The sequence below is a fragment of the Mangrovimonas sp. DI 80 genome, from assembly GCF_001975575.1.
In the GTDB taxonomy this organism is placed as follows: domain Bacteria; phylum Bacteroidota; class Bacteroidia; order Flavobacteriales; family Flavobacteriaceae; genus Mangrovimonas_A; species Mangrovimonas_A xylaniphaga.
On sequence record NZ_MSDT01000005.1, the window covers coordinates 263740 to 280444 of the forward strand.

General features: G+C 39.0%; 18 protein-coding genes. 6 read left to right on the plus strand and 12 right to left on the minus strand.

Annotation, left to right across the window (positions count from 1 at the left end; genetic code table 11):
- Positions 1-86: 86 nt before the first annotated feature.
- On the minus strand, positions 87-938 hold the full coding sequence (locus tag BKM32_RS10905) for a winged helix-turn-helix domain-containing protein (RefSeq protein WP_076663817.1): 852 nt from the start codon (positions 936-938) through the stop codon (positions 87-89).
- 169 nt (positions 939-1107) lie between these two features.
- Here BKM32_RS10905 and BKM32_RS10910 point away from each other — a divergent pair, with 169 nt between their 5' ends.
- On the plus strand, positions 1108-1713 hold the full coding sequence (locus tag BKM32_RS10910; RefSeq protein WP_076663818.1) for a hypothetical protein: 606 nt from the start codon (positions 1108-1110) through the stop codon (positions 1711-1713).
- A gap of 99 nt (positions 1714-1812) precedes the next feature.
- On the opposite strand, the gene BKM32_RS10915 is transcribed toward BKM32_RS10910, so the two are convergent.
- Complete coding sequence (locus BKM32_RS10915; RefSeq protein ID WP_076663819.1) at positions 1813-3840, minus strand: M13 family metallopeptidase; 2028 nt, start codon at positions 3838-3840, stop codon at positions 1813-1815.
- A 158-nt stretch (positions 3841-3998) separates the two neighbouring features.
- On the opposite strand from BKM32_RS10915, the gene BKM32_RS10920 reads away from it, so the two are divergent.
- Positions 3999-4787, plus strand: a complete 789-nt coding sequence (locus tag BKM32_RS10920) for a HipA family kinase (protein WP_076663997.1) — start codon at positions 3999-4001, stop codon at positions 4785-4787.
- Positions 4765-5148, plus strand: a complete 384-nt coding sequence (locus BKM32_RS10925; RefSeq protein WP_076663820.1) for a DUF3037 domain-containing protein — start codon at positions 4765-4767, stop codon at positions 5146-5148. The genes BKM32_RS10920 and BKM32_RS10925 overlap by 23 nt, the downstream gene beginning before the upstream one ends.
- 15 nt (positions 5149-5163) lie before the next feature.
- Here BKM32_RS10925 and BKM32_RS10930 read toward each other — a convergent pair whose 3' ends face one another.
- Positions 5164-6213, minus strand: coding sequence for an NAD(P)-dependent alcohol dehydrogenase (locus BKM32_RS10930; RefSeq protein ID WP_076663821.1), 1050 nt, complete (start codon positions 6211-6213; stop codon positions 5164-5166).
- A 240-nt stretch (positions 6214-6453) separates the two neighbouring features.
- Here BKM32_RS10930 and BKM32_RS10935 point away from each other — a divergent pair, with 240 nt between their 5' ends.
- Complete coding sequence (locus tag BKM32_RS10935) at positions 6454-6882, plus strand: peptidylprolyl isomerase (RefSeq protein WP_053977836.1); 429 nt, start codon at positions 6454-6456, stop codon at positions 6880-6882.
- A gap of 99 nt (positions 6883-6981) precedes the next feature.
- Here BKM32_RS10935 and BKM32_RS10940 read toward each other — a convergent pair whose 3' ends face one another.
- The 3 genes from BKM32_RS10940 to BKM32_RS10950 all read right to left on the minus strand — a co-directional run bounded on the left by BKM32_RS10940 (position 6982) and on the right by BKM32_RS10950 (position 9757).
- Positions 6982-7605 carry a hypothetical protein gene (locus BKM32_RS10940; RefSeq protein WP_076663822.1) on the minus strand — a complete coding sequence of 208 codons (624 nt, stop codon included), beginning with the start codon at positions 7603-7605 and terminating at the stop codon, positions 6982-6984.
- A gap of 314 nt (positions 7606-7919) precedes the next feature.
- Entirely contained in the window at positions 7920-9029 is a 1110-nt protein-coding gene (locus BKM32_RS10945; protein ID WP_076663823.1) for an alkene reductase, read from the minus strand.
- Between the two features lie 95 nt (positions 9030-9124).
- Entirely contained in the window at positions 9125-9757 is a 633-nt protein-coding gene (locus BKM32_RS10950; RefSeq protein WP_053977833.1) for a nitroreductase family protein, read from the minus strand.
- 119 nt (positions 9758-9876) lie between these two features.
- Here BKM32_RS10950 and BKM32_RS10955 point away from each other — a divergent pair, with 119 nt between their 5' ends.
- Positions 9877-10269 carry a helix-turn-helix domain-containing protein gene (locus BKM32_RS10955; RefSeq protein WP_053977832.1) on the plus strand — a complete coding sequence of 131 codons (393 nt, stop codon included), beginning with the start codon at positions 9877-9879 and terminating at the stop codon, positions 10267-10269.
- On the opposite strand, the gene BKM32_RS10960 is transcribed toward BKM32_RS10955, so the two are convergent.
- The 3 genes from BKM32_RS10960 to BKM32_RS10970 are packed head-to-tail and all read right to left on the minus strand — an operon-like array spanning position 10266 to position 13043.
- Positions 10266-11114: a DMT family transporter gene (locus BKM32_RS10960; protein ID WP_083702167.1), complete on the minus strand. Its 849-nt coding sequence runs from the start codon at positions 11112-11114 to the stop codon at positions 10266-10268. The two genes, BKM32_RS10955 and BKM32_RS10960, sit on opposite strands and share 4 nt — an antisense overlap.
- A gap of 13 nt (positions 11115-11127) precedes the next feature.
- Entirely contained in the window at positions 11128-12156 is a 1029-nt protein-coding gene (locus tag BKM32_RS10965; protein WP_076663825.1) for an agmatine/peptidylarginine deiminase, read from the minus strand.
- Positions 12156-13043 (minus strand): carbon-nitrogen hydrolase, encoded by an 888-nt coding sequence (locus BKM32_RS10970; RefSeq protein WP_076663826.1) that lies wholly within the window; start codon positions 13041-13043, stop codon positions 12156-12158. Before BKM32_RS10970 ends, BKM32_RS10965 begins: the two co-directional genes overlap by 1 nt.
- Before the next feature lie 315 nt (positions 13044-13358).
- Here BKM32_RS10970 and BKM32_RS10975 point away from each other — a divergent pair, with 315 nt between their 5' ends.
- Positions 13359-13631: a hypothetical protein gene (locus tag BKM32_RS10975; protein ID WP_053977828.1), complete on the plus strand. Its 273-nt coding sequence runs from the start codon at positions 13359-13361 to the stop codon at positions 13629-13631.
- Between the two features lie 177 nt (positions 13632-13808).
- Here the strand turns inward: BKM32_RS10975 and BKM32_RS10980 are convergent, their stop codons facing one another.
- From BKM32_RS10980 to BKM32_RS10990, 3 genes are all read right to left on the minus strand, one after another.
- Positions 13809-14321: a Pycsar system effector family protein gene (locus BKM32_RS10980; protein WP_053977827.1), complete on the minus strand. Its 513-nt coding sequence runs from the start codon at positions 14319-14321 to the stop codon at positions 13809-13811.
- Positions 14302-16056: an adenylate/guanylate cyclase domain-containing protein gene (locus BKM32_RS10985; RefSeq protein ID WP_253187454.1), complete on the minus strand. Its 1755-nt coding sequence runs from the start codon at positions 16054-16056 to the stop codon at positions 14302-14304. Before BKM32_RS10985 ends, BKM32_RS10980 begins: the two co-directional genes overlap by 20 nt.
- A gap of 112 nt (positions 16057-16168) precedes the next feature.
- A complete protein-coding gene (locus BKM32_RS10990) occupies positions 16169-16546 on the minus strand; it encodes a hypothetical protein (protein WP_076663829.1) in 378 nt (125 codons plus the stop codon).
- Between the last annotated feature and the right edge of the window lie 159 nt (positions 16547-16705).

The window sequence follows — 16705 nt, forward strand, 5'->3', positions numbered from 1 at the left end:
AATACTATATTAAATATAAGCATTTTCAGCCATAAAATGAAGCTAAAAATAAGAATATAAAGCAATTATAAGTGCATCCTCAGGTGCTAGTTTACCTCCAACTTATACCCAACCCCATGAATATTGACCAATTGGATCTGTTCATCATCCTGTAGTTTTTTACGAAGCTTGGAAATATAGGTGTCCAAACTGCGCCCCACAACCACGCCATGGTCTTCCCAAACCCGTTTGCTCAGTTCATCACGGCTAATCACTTGGTTTGGGCGCTCCACAAACAGCTCCAACAGTTCGCATTCCTTTTTAGAAAGGGATATTTCAGTGGCTGGCGTTACCAATTTATGCTGTTCTGGATAGAACATAAAACGCCCCAAAGGTACTTCCTTGGTGGCCGCAAGCTCTGAAACCTCTAAGTGTTTTCGCCCAAAAAACCACCAGCCCAAAACACTTAAAATAACTACAGGGAGTAGCCATAACCAAACCAAATTAGAGTTCGCCCTTTGTCCTTCTTTAAACTTCACATGGATTTTATAACAAGATTGTGGCAGCAATCGGCCTTGGCAAGGTACGATTCCCTGCTCCTCCTCCAGCCACATCTCATAACTATAGGCCACTTCGGCATCTTCACACTGTAGTACTTCTACCAAATACCGATCTGACAGCTCTGCAGGTTCTAAACTACGCTCCACAATGGCCACCAAACTATCGGGTACTATCTGTAAAGACTGTTCAAAGGATAGTTCATAAGTAGAAGCGTCCAAAGCTACCACGGGAAGCACTCGGGAACTGGAATCGCCAGATTGCAACAACAATTGGTGCCCTGCCTCTCGTAAGCCTACTTTTATACGTTCAGGAGAATGCTCTTTGACAGATTCGGAACAGGCTACAATTAGTAAACTTAGTAGCAACAATGTCACTTTATAATAGAGTTTTGTCATCATGGGTATCATAAGTACCGTAAATAACCAACATTTTTAGGACTTTTTACAAGCATTGACAGTTCTTTGACACTTTTTTGACATTTTTAAAAACTGTCCTCCATAGCTTTAACATAACATTCAAATAACTCCGAACCTTCCGTGTTGAAGGTTCCATTTAAACCAAATTCTTATGAAAACAATTAGTAACTATGTGAGACCGTATGTCGTTATTCTTGGAATCACACTCACCCTTCTTTTCAATTGTCAAACGGACAAATACCAAAAATCGACAGTAGAAACTTCCCAATTGGCAATGGCTACAACAGAACACCCCATGGGGCCAGTGTTGTTTCCCAGAACTGAGGGACAAACACAAATAGATTCTCTCTATGAAACCTCTTTTTATTTGGAAGATTTGGGAAATAACGACTACAACATTATTGTATACATGGGCTTAAAAGAACAATCGTATTATGCTTCTCCAAATTCCTCTCATACCTACAAGGGACGTTTTATGTTTGACGTTGAAACCAACGATAAAATTCAATTGTTTGATGCACTCTCTGAAACATCTATTTTAAAAGAAGATATAGAGCCTCACTGCAATGGGTATGGAGCTAACTGGATACGACAAAACACGTTTTACAAGCAGCCCTTCCATTTAAATACCTCTGAGGATTTTTATATCATGGGATTTATACAATTTACCATTGAACCCCGTTCTACCAAGGAAGTCATCCCATTTGGTATCACCAATAAAGATGGGAATCTAAAGATTGCAATCACAAAATGTTAGAATTTCTAATGGATTAAAAAAAACACCTCCGTTGGAAATCTTTGGTCATTTTGAGCCCATTCCAATGGAGGTGTCTTTATTCAATTTTACAATTAAAACTTACCAGACTTTGATTCTGTCTGTTTCAGCTTTAAAATTTTGGTCCCCTTCTTCCACATCAAAAGCCTCATAAAATGGTGTCATGTTCATTAAAGGGCCATTCACACGCCATATAGGTGGCGAATGTGGATCGGTTGCTACATAATTACGTAAGTACTCATCACGAGTCTTTACTCGCCAAATACGCGCCACCGACATAAAGAAACGCTGATCTGGAGTATAGCCATTTATCTTGGTGCTATCCTGGCCTTGGGCCGTCATTTTAAAGGCATCATAGGCAATGGCCACGCCTCCATTATCTGCAGTGTTTTCACCAACCGTCAAAGCCCCTTTTAGGTGCACACTGTCCAACACGGTAAAAGCATCATATTGCTCAATGATCTGTTGGGTTTTGGCCTTAAACTTGGCGTAATCCTCTTCGGTCCACCAGTTTTTTACATTTCCTTCCTTGTCATATTGTGCTCCTTGATCGTCAAAGGCATGGGTAAATTCATGGCCAATAACCATCCCAATACCTCCATAATTCACAGCATCGTCAACATTTGGGTCAAAATAAGGAGGCTGTAAAATCCCCGCAGGAAACACAATTTCGTTCAAAGATGGATTGTAATAGGCTGTCACAGTAGATGGTGTGGTGTACCATTCATCTCTATTAGGCGCCTTATTCAATTGGCTTAAATGATAGGCATAGTTGTTTTGATTTAAGGCCAAAACATTTTCAAAATAATGCGCCTTGTCAATATCCACGTCATAGGTTCTCCATACATCTGGATAGCCAATTTTTTTGGTTATGCTGTGTAGTTTTTCTTTGGCCTTTACTTTGGTACTATCGCTCATCCAATCCAATTGGGTAATGCGCTTTTCCAAAGTCTTTTGAAGATTGTTCACCAATTCCAAAGCTCTCTTTTTGGCATTTTCATCAAAATAACGTTTGACATATAATTGTCCCAAAGCAAATCCCAATTGGCGATCTACCTGTTGCACCATACGCTCAGCTCTAGTTTTTTGAACACTTTGTCCCGAAATCACTTTGGAATAGGCAAACTCCGCATCTTGAAAAGGAGTACTCAATATAGACGCAAATGCTGTCAAGGTATTGGCTTTTAAATAAGTTTTCCAATTATCTAAAGGCAGGGTGCCTAGCATTGTGTTAAGCGTTTCGAAAAAGGCCGGCTGCATCACATCTACAGAGTCTACCGTCATTTCTGAATGCTCCAACAAGGACTTCCAACCTATTTTTGCTTGTGTTTTGTCTAATTCAGAAACGGCCAATTTATGGTAATTTGCCTGGGTATCCCGTAATTCCACTCGGGTTTTATGGGAAGCGGCCATTTCCTTTTCAATCTCATACACTTTTTGGGCATTAGCTTCTGAATTGGAATCGCCAATCAATTCAAACAAAGTCGTTAAATAGTTTTGATATGCCTTTTGAATGGCTACCGAGGAGGGATCCGTTTGGAAATAATAATCCTTGTCTGGCAAACCCAATCCTGTTTGTCCAAAATGGGCAATGTTCAAAGCGCTATTCTCTTGATCTGGATAAATAGACACATTGATTAAAGAATAATTCCCGACTTTCATTTGATCGGCTACAAAAGCCATTAGTAATGCAGGGCTATCTAAAGCATCAATTTGTTCCAAAATTGGCTTTACTGGCTCAAAGCCACGCTGATCAATGCTCAAGGTATCCATCCCTGAAGCATAGAAATCGCCTAATTTCTGTTCAATGCTACCTTTAGGATAGTCTCCAACAGATACTTCCTCCAAAATGGTCTGCAACAATTTTTTCTGTGGAATATTTAAAAATCTATAGGAGCCCACCCCTACTTGATCATCGGCAATTACGGCCTGGTCATACCAAGTTTTGTTGACGTGGTTAAAGAAATTATCCCCTGGCTTGATGGAAGGATCAATCCCCTCAAAAATAAGAGCAGATTTCTGAGCGTCATCGCTCACAGGCTGCTTTGAATCCTCTTTACAGCCCACCAATAAAGCGGCTACAAAAGAGATATAAAGTACTGGTTTCATAATGAATGGTTTGTGATGGTATCAAAAGTAAGTATTTTAAACCTAAATTTCATGATACACATTTGAATGCCATACAAGGCCTGTATTTGGAAATTTCTATCTCTACCCACTCTCAATTTCCTCCCAAAACCGTTATCTTTGGCCTCAAATATTACCTTATGTCAATAGCTATTCGGCATGTCAATGTCATACGTTACATTACGCCTTTAAGAGAAGGCGGTTCCCTCCCAGCCATCGCTGAAGCAGATGATGGTTTTAATTATGTGGTAAAGTTTAGAGGGGCTGGACATGGCGTAAAAGGACTTATTGCCGAATATTTGGGCTGTGAAATCGCCCGAAAATTGGGGCTATTGGTACCAGAGGTAGTCTTTGCCGAATTGGATGAAGCTTTTGGTCGTACCGAAGGGGATGAGGAAATACAAGACCTCCTTAAATGGAGCCAGGGATTAAATATCGGATTGCACTACCTCTCGGGTGCTGTAAACTATGATCCTGTGGTGTTGACGCCAGATCCGCTTTTGGCCTCCAAAATTGTGTGGTTGGATGCTTTTATCACCAATATAGATCGCACTACGCGCAACACCAACATGCTTATTTGGAACAAAAACTTATGGTTGATAGACCATGGGGCGTCTTTTTATTTCCACCATTCGTGGAAGGACATTTCTACTGCAGCTAAAACGCCCTTCAACCTTATCAAAGACCATGTGCTATTGGCTCAAGCTAGTGAATTGGAGAGAGTGCACCAAGAGTTTAAAGCCTTGTTGACTGAAGAAGTTATCAGTGATATCGTGAACAACCTTCCGGACACTTGGTTGCAATGGGAAGGCTATCCCTATACCGAACAGGACTTAAAAAATGGCTATCTTGAGTTTCTAAACACAAGATTGGCCAATTCTGAAATCTTTACAAACCAAGCCATACATGCCAGAAAAGATCTTATATGAGTACGCCGTAATTCGTTACGTCCCTAAAGTGGAACGTGAAGAATTTATAAATGTAGGCATTGTTTTGTACGCCAAACAACACAACAGTATTCACCTGCACTATCATGTAGACCAAGCTCGTATTGAAGCCTTTAGTCCAGAAGCGGATATAGAAGCTTTAAATGCGCATTTGGAATCATTTAAACACATTGCAGCTGGCGACAAAACCTGTGGCTTGATTGCTCAAATGGATACAGCCTCTAGATTTAGATGGCTGACCGCGGTACGCAGTTCGGTTATTCAAACTTCTAGACCGCACCCTGGTTTTAGTACGAACTTGGAAGCCACCGCGCAAAAACTATTTGAAGAGGTGGTATTGTAAAACAGTACTTTAACGTTATAACGACGCCATATCAATTACAAAGCGGTAATGTACATCACTTTTGAGCATCCGTTCATAAGCCGTATTGATATCCTGTATGTTAATCACTTCAATATCTGAGGTGATGTTATGTTTACCGCAAAAATCCAAAAGCTCTTGAGTTTCGGCAATCCCACCAATCAAGGAGCCCGCTACCTTTTTACGCCCCATGATCATGGGCACCGAATTTAACATAGGGTCCAATGGCCCTAAATAGCCCACCAACACCAAAGTACCGTTAGTGGTTAAAGTGCCAATATAAGGGTTGACATCATGCACATAAGGCACCGTATCAATAATGACATCAAACTGTCCCTGTACCGCCGCCATTTCATCTTCATTCGTAGAGATGACTACTGCATCGGCTCCTAAATCCATGGCGTCTTGTTTTTTATTTTTAGATCGAGAAAACAAGGTCACATGAGCGCCGAGCGCATCTGCCAATTTAATGGTCATATGTCCCAATCCTCCAAGGCCCACAACGGCCACCTTACTATCTTTTCCAACATTCCAATGGCGCAATGGTGACCACGTGGTAATACCGGCACACAGTATGGGAGCCACGCCTGCCAAATCAAGATTTTCGGGTACACTTAATACAAAATGTTCATCTACCACAATACTTTCGGAATAACCACCATAGGTAGGCATATCCAAATGTTTGTCATGACCTCCATAGGTCCCAACCCATTCAGGGCAATACTGCTCCAAGTCATTTTCACAATTGTTACAGGTACGGCATGAATCTACCAAACACCCTACAGCCACAATATCTCCAACCTTATATTTACTCACACCTTTACCTACAGCCTTTACCTTCCCTACAATTTCATGTCCAGGTACTACAGGATACACACTAAATCCCCAATCGTTGCGCGCAAAGTGCAAATCGGAATGGCATACTCCACAATACAAAATATCGATTTCCACATCCTTATCGGTTACTTTTCGTCTCTTAATATCCATTTCCCCTAGGGCTGCATCCGCGGCTTCTGTGCCAAATGCCTTAATACTTGTTGTGTCCATGACTTGTTTAATTTTCTTTTAATTAATTTAATATCAACACTTTAAAGTTACATAAATATTATGAGTCGGCGGAGTGCTTTCAGCTCTTGATTCTTCCTTTGCGATAATAAAAAAAAGGAAACATGACAATATTTCAGATTTTGTCATTTGGCGTAGTTTATGGACTCGAAAGCTTAACCTACAAAAGTTCAAGGTGTAAAAGTTATACCATGCTTTGTAGACTAATAAAAAACTACGTTTATGAGTCAAGTAAAAGACAACAACACTGTAAAGGTGCACTACACTGGAAAACTAACCGATGGACAAATCTTTGACACCTCGGAAGGACGTGAACCTTTAGAGTTTACTTTAGGACAAGGAATGATGATCCCAGGATTTGAGAAGGGATTAATTGATATGAAACTAAACGAAAAGAAAACCATCAGCCTTACAAAGGATGAAGCCTATGGTGATGCGCACCCAGAATTGATACAGGAAGTTCAAAAAAGCCAATTACCTGAAGAATTGACACCCGAAGTGGGAATGTCATTAATTTCCACAGCTCCAGATGGTAGAGAACACCAATTATTGGTTATTGAGGTAAAAGAAGATAGTATTGTAGTGGATGCCAACCATCCTCTTGCTGGCAAAGACCTTATTTTTGATTTGGAAGTGGTTGATATCAAATAAATCTCTTTAGGGAAGAACTATAAAGCCTGATAGCAATTAAAACTATCAGGCTTTTTCTTTACACAACTAATAATAATTGGTTGAGCCAATTTTGGGGAATTATAAGTCTGCTTGATGAGAATTCAACACCAAGTCTCTATGAGCTACAAATAAGCCGCCTTCTTGTTCCAAATTAAGCATGCCCTGAAACTCTTGTTTATTCAATTTCTTTTTGCAACGGTTGGTCATTAATGGATCATCACTAAACACAAATGCATCCAATTTATAGGCTTCCTCTCCAGGTGCCATCACAATGGGATGGATATGCTTCAAACCTCTTCGTCTAGGAAAGGCATTTGCCGCATAACTCGCTCCGGGTACGAAGGTGTAAAAGGTATAATTTCCATTGGCGTCGGTTTTTACCCAAGCACGGTGGTAGACATATTTTTTATCATTTTGTTTTCTATTATCATACTCCCCATCTTCATTGGGCTGATAAATGAACAAAATAACATCTTTGGCAGGAGTCACACCATCACTTTGATATATAGTTCCTGTAATCTTTAGTTTTTCGGCTTGCCCTGCATATCCAGGAATGGTATCTACAGAACTTAAAGTAGCTTCTGTATAATCGTAAATAGGACTCCTATTTTTATAATCTTCTGAAACAGTATCCTGTCCATTTTGGGAATACACAACTCCCATCAAAAAAGCGGCACAAAAGAAGGTGAGTAGATTTTTCATAAGACATTTATTTTAAACACTTCAAAATTAGAGAAGTATGTGTTTTTCTAATTAAAAATCTTATGAACGTAGTAATTTTACGATGTAATACCCGCAATTCATACCAACGTAAAAAATCATCGGTAAAAGGCAAAACGGTTCACCTTGTAAATGTGCAGTTTAGCCAATGCACAGTCAAAATGAACCGATTAATTCTCTTTGGAACTGGCCTGAATTTAGAAAACAGAAGTCAAAAGCCATGTCCAAAAAAATGTGAAGCTTAGCTTGTCGAAGCAATCTCCTTACTCCCTCATATCGACAACCTTAGTATAATATTAAGACGATTGCTCCACTTTAGCAGAAGCATAGTCTGTATAGCCCTTTTCTCCAGGGGTATAAAACGTATCTTGGTCCCATTGGGCCCATTCAATATCCTGTTCAATACGCTCCACCAAATCGGGGTTGGAAATGAACGGTTTTCCAAAAGCTACCAAATCGGCATCACCGGACGAAATGACCTCATGTCCTGTTTCTGTTGTAAATTGGTTGTTGATCATTAAGGTACCATGGTACAACGGTCTGAAGTGTTTGGCTATATCAGTAACGGCATAAGGCACTTCCGATACATCTGTAAATGGTTCCGATAAATGCACATAGGCCAAATTGTAGTCATTCAGTTTCTTGATAATATATTCAAAGGTTGGAATGGTATCCTTATCCAAGGTAATTCCAAACAAATTGTGCAAAGACGGATTGAAACGTACCCCTATTTTTTCTTGAGGAATCACTTCGCTCATGGCATCCAATACTTCAAAAAAGAATCTCGCCCTATTTTCAATTGAACCTCCATATTCATCGGTACGCACATTAGAGGTTCCATTAAAAAATTGATGGAACAAATATCCGTTGGAAGAATGGATTTCTACCCCATCAAAACCCGCTTCCATGGCATTGGTGGCAGCATTCATAAAATCATTGATGGTGTCCTCTATCTCAAATTTGGTCATTTCTTTTGGAGTCACGGTATCCTTAAAACCTTCTGGAGTAAAAGACTGCGAATTTGGATTGATAGCAGAAGGCGCCAAAGGCAATTCACCACGATGAAAATCAGGATGCGACATACGCCCCACATGCCACAATTGGATAAAGATCTTCCCTCCTTTATCATGGACACGTTTGGTCACCAATTTCCATCCCTCTACCTGTGCTTTGGAATAGATGCCGGGCGTATTAACATAGCCTACAGCGGCCTCAGAAACTTGAGAGCCTTCCGTAATGATCAATCCCGCCGAAGCACGTTGTTCATAATACAAGCCTTGAAGGTCATTGGTAGGAACTCGTTCTTCGTTAACAGCCCTACTGCGGGTCATAGGAGCCATGACAATTCGGTTTTTAAGACTTAAATTCTTAGAGTGGTAAGGTTGTAATAATGCGTTGTCTTTCATAATAAATAGGCTTTAGGTGAAACATTAAGCCCCCTACAATCATTTTGTTTTCGGATTGTAGAGGGCTTTTTCAAAACTTAAAATAATCTTTTTGGTTATACCAATTCTGTAACAAACTCTTCTTTTGGAGTTCTCACTTTCTTCATATCTACCAGCCAATCCTTTTCGGTATCTCTATAGCCTAGAGCTAAAATCAAGTTGCTCTTAAGCCCTTGGGATTTCAAATCCAATAATTCGTCCAATTGGTCTGGAATAAAGCCTTCCATTGGGGTAGCATCTACTTTTTGTTCAGCAGCCGCTGCAATGGCCATAGCAAAGGCAATATACGCCTGTTTAGCCGCATGGTTGGCATGCCACTCCTCTCCTAACGGTTCATACATTCCCCAAAGACGCGTTTTATAATCGTCCATAGTTTCTACAGGCAAATTACGCTCATTCATGGTTTTATTGAAAACCTCTTCAATACGCTCCAAAGAATAGTTATCCCAGGCAGCAAATACCAATAAGTGGGAAGCATCTGTAATTTGGGGTTGATCAAAAGCAATTGGTCTTATCTTTTCTTTTAACTCTTGGTTAGTAATCACAAACACTTTATAAGGTTGCAACCCCGAAGAAGAAGGCGACAATCTAGTGGCCTCCAATATATAATCGATTTTATCCTGCGGTACAGTAGCGCCGTTCATAGCCTTTGCAGCATAGCGCCAATTTAAATTCTCTACTAAACTCATAATCTTAAACTTATTTAATTGTCTTGACAAATTTACATATATTTGCTAAACTAAAGTAAGTACTTAACAAAAGTATAGTACTATACAAGAGTATAGTAACTTATATATAATGAATTATTATGGGATTACAGGAACAATTGGAGCTTATCGATAAGGCCAAAACATGTGAAAAGGCACACAGTACCTGCCGGGGTATTATTCAACCCGTACAAGACGCCCTCTATGTATTGAGCGGTAAATGGAAACTTCCCATCATTATTTCTTTGACATTTGGTAACAAGCGCTTTAGTGAAATTGCCAAGGAAATTCCTAAAATAAGTGACCGCATGCTTTCCAAGGAATTAAGGGAATTGGAAATGAACCATTTGGTAAAACGCAAAGTTTACGACAGCATTCCCGTAGTGGTAGAATATACCTTAACCGATTACGGTAAAACCTTGGACACCGCCATTGAGGAATTGTATAAATGGGGAAAGGAACACAGAAAGCGCATCACCGGAAAAACCGACTAAGACGCCTTTTGACGCTCTTTGTAGAGGATATTAAGAATCAAGCCACCAATGATCAACAGAATGCCTACAAAGCTCCAAACCGTGTAAATATCCTGGAACCATAACAAGCCAATAATTAAGGTAAAAACCACTTCCAAATATTTCATAGGTGCTACTAGTGCTGTAGCTGCAGTTTGAAATGCTTTGGTCATATATACTTGTCCAAAATATCCAAACACTCCCAATAACATCAACAAGCCCCATTCAATACCTTGAGGCGTTTGCCAATCTTTTATTGATAGCACGCCTCCCACAATCGTAGCAATAATCATAAAATAATTGACCACCACTACCGGATGGTCCTTAGTGCCAATTTTACTGATTAATGTATACACTACCCCACTAAAAACCGCTGCAATTAACACCAACATCAAGCCATAAGTGTTGAGTTGGGTATCCAAACCTTTCAAAACCAATACTCCTAAAAAGGACATGGAAAAGAACAACCATTGCAATGGTTTGATACGCTCTTTTAAGAACAATACGGCAAAAATTGCAGCAAATATGGGGGCTATATAGCGTAAGGAAACTGCAGTGGCTACAGGTAAATATTTCATGGACATAAAGAAGAATGTCATAGAAGTTACTCCTGCCAATCCTCTAAGAACCAACAGCTTTTTTTGATTTCCCAAAATGGGAATACAGTTTTTCAGAAGGAACCCAAAGGTGAAGAACAAACTACTCAACGACCTAAAAAACACCAACTGAAAAGCATTGATACTTGAGAGGTATTTAACCGTCACATTCATAAGCGCAAACGCAAAAGTGCTGACGATCATGAATGTGATGGTTTTCTTTAAAGCCATAGGCTATTTTGAGTTATTTTGGAATTTGTTGACTCAGGCAATGTAAGGTTCCGAAGCCCCAGATCAAATCAATGGCGCTAATACCTATCACCTCTCTATTTGTGAAACAGCCCGCAATAATGTTTAGGGCTTCCCTGTCTTTAGCATCGTTAAACGTAGGAACCAATACACAATTATTTAAAATCAAGAAATTAGCGTAGCTTGCAGGAAGTGTCAAATCTTCAAATTCAATTGGACTTGGCATTGGCAAAGTGACAATATTGGGAGTCTTCCCATTTTCCAATACAGCATTCTGCAAACGCTTTAAATTGTCCTGAAGAGCATGATAGTTAGGATCCTCAGTATTGGATTCCACAACAGTGATAATGGTGTCCTCATTTACAAATCGGCATAGGTCATCAATGTGACCATGGGTGTCATCCCCAACAATGCCATCACCCAACCAAATCACGTTTGTAACTCCCAAATACTCCTTAAAAACAGCTTCATAATCCTCCTTGGTAAAGCCTTCATTGCGCACTTGGATATTAGGGTCCATTAAACATTCTTCTGAAGTCAACAAGGTACCCTTTCCATTGACATCAATGGCGCCACCTTCCAAAATCACAGGTTTCCCTTTATAAGTAACCTGGCTAAGTGGCATGTCTAGGGTATCGCTTACTTTTTGCGGCACATGCCTATCCAAAAGGTAATTCTTGTACTTAGCCCAGCCGTTGAAGTTAAAGTTGAGTCCTTCACGTTTCCCTTCGTTATAAACTACAATAGGCCCTGAATCGCGCATCCAACTTCTATTGGTTTTATGGGTGATAAAAGTAATCTGCTCCAAATTGACATGAGCCATAGTCAACATGCCTTCTACCTTTTCCTTTAAAGGCTCATCAGCAACTACCAAAAACACTTCTTCGTAGGTAGCAACTTTTTTAATGAACTCTACAAAGGCCCATTGAATGGCTTGGTATTTTCCAGGCCAATCATTGCCATTGTGCGGGAAACACAACAAAACGCCCTGTTGGGGCTCCCATTCTGCAGGAAACCTTCTCATTAATCTATTGCTCTTTTGGTAATATCCTCAAAGGCATCGATACGACGGTCTCTAAAAAACGGCCAGTTTTGGCGTACGTTCTCCTGAAGATCCAAATCAACTTCTGCCATTAAAATTTCTTCTTGATCATGTGAAGCTTGCGCCAAAATCTCTCCTTGAGGCCCTGCAATAAAGGAAGCTCCCCAGAATTCAATCCCGGCAGTATCTGGAATATATTGTTCCAAACCAATTCTGTTGGCAGCAGCTACATACACACCATTGGCAACGGCATGTCCTTTCATCACATTCATCCAAGCGCCATATTGGTTTTCACCATATTGGGCCTTTTCATGTGGATGCCACCCAATAGCTGTTGGGTAAAACAACACTTCGGCACCTTTAAGCGCTGTAAGACGCGCTGCTTCTGGATACCATTGGTCCCAACAAATAAGCGTCCCTATATTTCCTTTTTTGGTAGGATTATTTTTAAACCCTAAATCACCTGGTGTGAAATAGAACTTTTCATAAAAATGAGGATCGTCTGGGATATGCATTTTACGGTACAAACCTGCTTCGGTACCATCGGTATCGATGATGTAAGCACTATTGTGATAAATGCCCGCCATCCGTTTTTCAAAAAACGGCACCACGATTACTACACCCAATTTCTTGGCCAATTCACTAAAGGCTATAAACGACGTACTGTACAAAGGTTCTGCCAAGGCAAAATTATCGGTATCCTCACTTTGGCAGAAATAATGACTACTGTAAAGCTCCGGCAAGCAGATAACTTCAGCGCCCTGACTAGCCGCCTTTTCTACCCAACTAAGACATTTTTTAAGGTTGTTTTCAGCCACATCATTAAGGTTGAGCTGAATAACCGCAATGGTATATTTTTTCTTAGACATATTACGATAATTAAAGGGTGTAAAATTAATTATTTTTTAGAACAAAGCGCTTAAAAAACCTTTTCTTTAAAAATGCTTTTATACAACATTATTTACATAAATCGATTTGTAACCCATCCATTTTCAGCAGGTTACCTAAACATTGTTTTTTAGAGACTCTTTAAAAGGAACAATAAATTCGATAAACTGCAAAGCGATAGCATTTTAACTAAAAAACAAGATACTACAACAAACAATTTTGTGGTGAGAGAATTCATTTACTACCTTTTTTATAGAAATATAAGGTTTCTCAAATCTTATCAAAAACCGAAACGTATGGATACAAATCTTTCGCTGTTCAATCAAATCAACAGTTTGTCCTATTGGTTGCTTATAGAAAGTAACTTTAAGAGCTCCATAGTTTTAGATGCCGAAAAGGACACCTATTACGTGAACATTACAAAAGGAAATCAACCTTTGTATGCCTACTGTATCAATCATTTTAGTAAAAAGAACAAAAACTTTTTAAAGTTTGAACTTATAGGTATTGTAAACAGTTTATTGCACATCAAACAGACCATTACTGAGAAAAAGCGCTACAGCGCCTAGATCAACCAAAGTTTATGAAAGACAGCCTCCTAATGCGATAGAATTAGGAGGCTGTTATCTTTTCTATATGTACCATTCTTGTAATTGGCCAAACAATATATTTACCTCTGAAGCACTTCAATAATTAATTGGCATAAAATCTTTTTAGCCCATACAATTCAATAAGTTACAAGAATTTCAAAACAATGTAAATATCCAATAGATAATAACAAGAACCGCAAAGACAAAACTAATAGCGAAGTATTTAATAGAGCTATGGACACATTTAAACTTACCATCGATAATCTTGCTCTCGGCATGAATTTGTTGTCCCAGTTGCTCATATAGTTTTTGTTGGCTTCCGCAAATTTCAATTAAATACTGCGTATATTCCTCTATGGAACCAAATTTGTAAACGGCATCACTAAAGAAAAACACGTTCTTTTCATACCCACGCTCTATCTGTGGTTTAAAGCATTTGAAACAATAAAAAACGGATAGCAGCACAAAAAACATCCAACAAATGATGCCAATCTTGGGAATAATGCCTTCTTCAAACAAATACGACAGGGTTTTTATCCTATCTACAAATATTCCCAAAATCAAACTGTGGAAAGAAAACACCACACCGGCCTTTAATTCGGAGGCGCGGATGAGCTTTTCCAAACGTTCCAACTGTTCCCAATAATTGTTAGGATCCTGAATTACCATATGCTATCGATTTAATTGATTGCTTTGAATTACTGGGATGCACAACAAAATACATTTTCATCATCCCTTTGTTTTTTACATCTACCTCTCCTCTATATTCACACTCAAACTCATCTTGAATCAGTTGATAAGTGCTAGCTGATATGTTGATTCTGCCTTCTTCGGAATTGGATTCCATTCTAGAAGCAATATTTACAGTATCCCCCCAAACATCGTAAGCAAACTTCTTGCTTCCCACGACTCCTGCTACTACAGAACCTGTATGAATCCCCACACGGATGTTGAAATTCTTTTCTGTGTGTTGATTTTTACTGATTTCTTCCACAAAAGTTACAATTTCGAGAGCAGCTTTCACAATTTTTTTGGCATGGTCTTCAATTTCAAAAGGCAAACCGCCCACGCACATATAGGCATCCCCTATGGTTTTAATCTTCTCAAGCCCATACTTCTCTATGATTTCATCAAATTTTGAAAAATAGAAATCTACCGTTTCCACTAAAGCTTCAGGTGTCAAACTTTCGGAGTACTTGGTGAAACCTACAAAATCTGTAAACAACACCGAAACCGACTCAAATCTATGCGAGGTTACTTTACCGGACTCCTTGAGCTCCTTTGCGGTTTCTTCCGGTAAAATGTTCAGCAATAATTGATCGGAACGTTGTTTTTCTTTTTCAATAATGCGCTTCGTTTTCTGGATAAAGGCGTTTCTTCTAAAAAGCCCAATGGCCAACAAACCAATTAAAACCAGGGCAATGGTTGTGGCAATAACAATAATTTTTTGAGTCCGTTTTTGTTGATTGAGCAAATCCACTTCCAACTGTTTTTGAGAAACCTCAAAATCTGTACGCAAATCGGCCATATCCTGGACTTTCTGGATGTTGTTCAAACTATCCCGATAGGCCACATGTTTCTTGAATAAATCATAGGCATTTTCAATATCCCCCTGTTTTTCCTTCAATTCTGAAATCAACAAATAAGCATCCCCCATCTGCTCTTTAAGACCATATTCCTCTGCCAATTCTAGGCTTTGCTGAGCGAATTCCTGGGCCTTTTCCATATCTCCTTGCTCCTCATAAATCTGCGACATATAAGTAAGATAAACGGAAATGGGATAATAGTCTTCCAAATCTGTTAAAATAACTATGGCTTTATTTATATGTACTTTTGCTTCTTCATCTCTACCCAAACTGGCATAAACCATCCCTAGATTCCCATAATTATAAGCTATCCCGATGGGATGGTCAACCTTTTTAAATATATCCCTAGAATTTTCAAAATAGTGAAGTGCCTTATCGTAATCCTTGACATTAAAAAACTCATCCCCAGCATTTAATAATGCCGATGCCAACTTAATAGAATCCTTTGTTTTTTGAAGTATGGCTATTCCCTCGTCGTAATATTTTAAGGCATTATCTGAATTTTCCATTATGGAATAGACATCCGCAATGGAAATCAACACTCCTCCCTCTCCTCTTAAATCCTTAAGCTTCTTGGCTAAGTTCAAGCTGTAGAAATAAGCCTCCAAGGCTTCTACATTTTTTCCCAAATCCCGCAAGGCATTCCCCTTTTGTAAATACCCACTGTGAACATAATTTAAAGAATCGGCCAAAACAGCTTTGGCTATCAGTAGTTCAGCATATTCCAATTTACTACTAGGCTGTACTTGGTTTTCTGCAATATCCTTGATGAGCTGTAGCTCATTTTCACCGTAGGTTTTTGACGTGTACAATTGCACAAGACTGTCTGCGTTTTTTTGGTTTTGAGAGACTCCAAAATTGAAAAACAAACAAAATAACCCTATTATACAATAGGGTTTTCTTTTAAAATTATACACTAACAAAACGTTCCTAATTATTTATTTTGAGTTTTGGATCGTCAGAATAGCTTGCGCTGTCTCCATCTATTGTAAATCCAATACTATAGGTTTCAATAGCCCCTTTTTTAGGAGAGGTAGACACCACAGACCCCACATAATTTCCAGAGGAATCTTTTAAAGGGTCTTGATTAAGAAGATCATAATCTGAATCCGGCTTTTTCGTAATCCCCGTCAGACTACTAATTCCACTACTATAATCGGGAACCCATGTAATGATATCTCCTGTGGAGACTTCAGTTGTTAAATTGTCATTCCCTGGATCATCACCCAGAGAATCTTTCAGTTTAAGTTTTGGAGGATTTGAATTGGAATTTTTGAGGCTTACAGTAATAATGATAGCATTACTCATGATAACTAAATATTAATTATGATTAGAAAATTAAACTTTGCTAAGAAAGCAGAACCATGAATAAGCAAACCTAAGAGTAAATATGTGGGCTTTTAATTATGCTATCAATCAAAAATTCTAAGTGAATAGATTAAATATACTACAATTGACTGAATTAGA

Bases quoted from the DNA above. Each gene is read 5' to 3' on its own strand.
- BKM32_RS10905 (WP_076663817.1), bottom strand. From the start codon at position 938: ATGATGACAAAACTCTATTATAAAGTGACATTGTTGCTACTAAGTTTA.
- BKM32_RS10910 (WP_076663818.1), top strand. From the start codon at position 1,108: ATGAAAACAATTAGTAACTATGTGAGACCGTATGTCGTTATTCTTGGA.
- BKM32_RS10915 (WP_076663819.1), bottom strand. From the start codon at position 3,840: ATGAAACCAGTACTTTATATCTCTTTTGTAGCCGCTTTATTGGTGGGC.
- BKM32_RS10920 (WP_076663997.1), top strand. From the start codon at position 3,999: ATGTCAATAGCTATTCGGCATGTCAATGTCATACGTTACATTACGCCT.
- BKM32_RS10925 (WP_076663820.1), top strand. From the start codon at position 4,765: ATGCCAGAAAAGATCTTATATGAGTACGCCGTAATTCGTTACGTCCCT.
- BKM32_RS10930 (WP_076663821.1), bottom strand. From the start codon at position 6,213: ATGGACACAACAAGTATTAAGGCATTTGGCACAGAAGCCGCGGATGCA.
- BKM32_RS10935 (WP_053977836.1), top strand. From the start codon at position 6,454: ATGAGTCAAGTAAAAGACAACAACACTGTAAAGGTGCACTACACTGGA.
- BKM32_RS10940 (WP_076663822.1), bottom strand. From the start codon at position 7,605: ATGAAAAATCTACTCACCTTCTTTTGTGCCGCTTTTTTGATGGGAGTT.
- BKM32_RS10945 (WP_076663823.1), bottom strand. From the start codon at position 9,029: ATGAAAGACAACGCATTATTACAACCTTACCACTCTAAGAATTTAAGT.
- BKM32_RS10950 (WP_053977833.1), bottom strand. From the start codon at position 9,757: ATGAGTTTAGTAGAGAATTTAAATTGGCGCTATGCTGCAAAGGCTATG.
- BKM32_RS10955 (WP_053977832.1), top strand. From the start codon at position 9,877: ATGGGATTACAGGAACAATTGGAGCTTATCGATAAGGCCAAAACATGT.
- BKM32_RS10960 (WP_083702167.1), bottom strand. From the start codon at position 11,114: ATGGCTTTAAAGAAAACCATCACATTCATGATCGTCAGCACTTTTGCG.
- BKM32_RS10965 (WP_076663825.1), bottom strand. From the start codon at position 12,156: ATGAGAAGGTTTCCTGCAGAATGGGAGCCCCAACAGGGCGTTTTGTTG.
- BKM32_RS10970 (WP_076663826.1), bottom strand. From the start codon at position 13,043: ATGTCTAAGAAAAAATATACCATTGCGGTTATTCAGCTCAACCTTAAT.
- BKM32_RS10975 (WP_053977828.1), top strand. From the start codon at position 13,359: ATGGATACAAATCTTTCGCTGTTCAATCAAATCAACAGTTTGTCCTAT.
- BKM32_RS10980 (WP_053977827.1), bottom strand. From the start codon at position 14,321: ATGGTAATTCAGGATCCTAACAATTATTGGGAACAGTTGGAACGTTTG.
- BKM32_RS10990 (WP_076663829.1), bottom strand. From the start codon at position 16,546: ATGAGTAATGCTATCATTATTACTGTAAGCCTCAAAAATTCCAATTCA.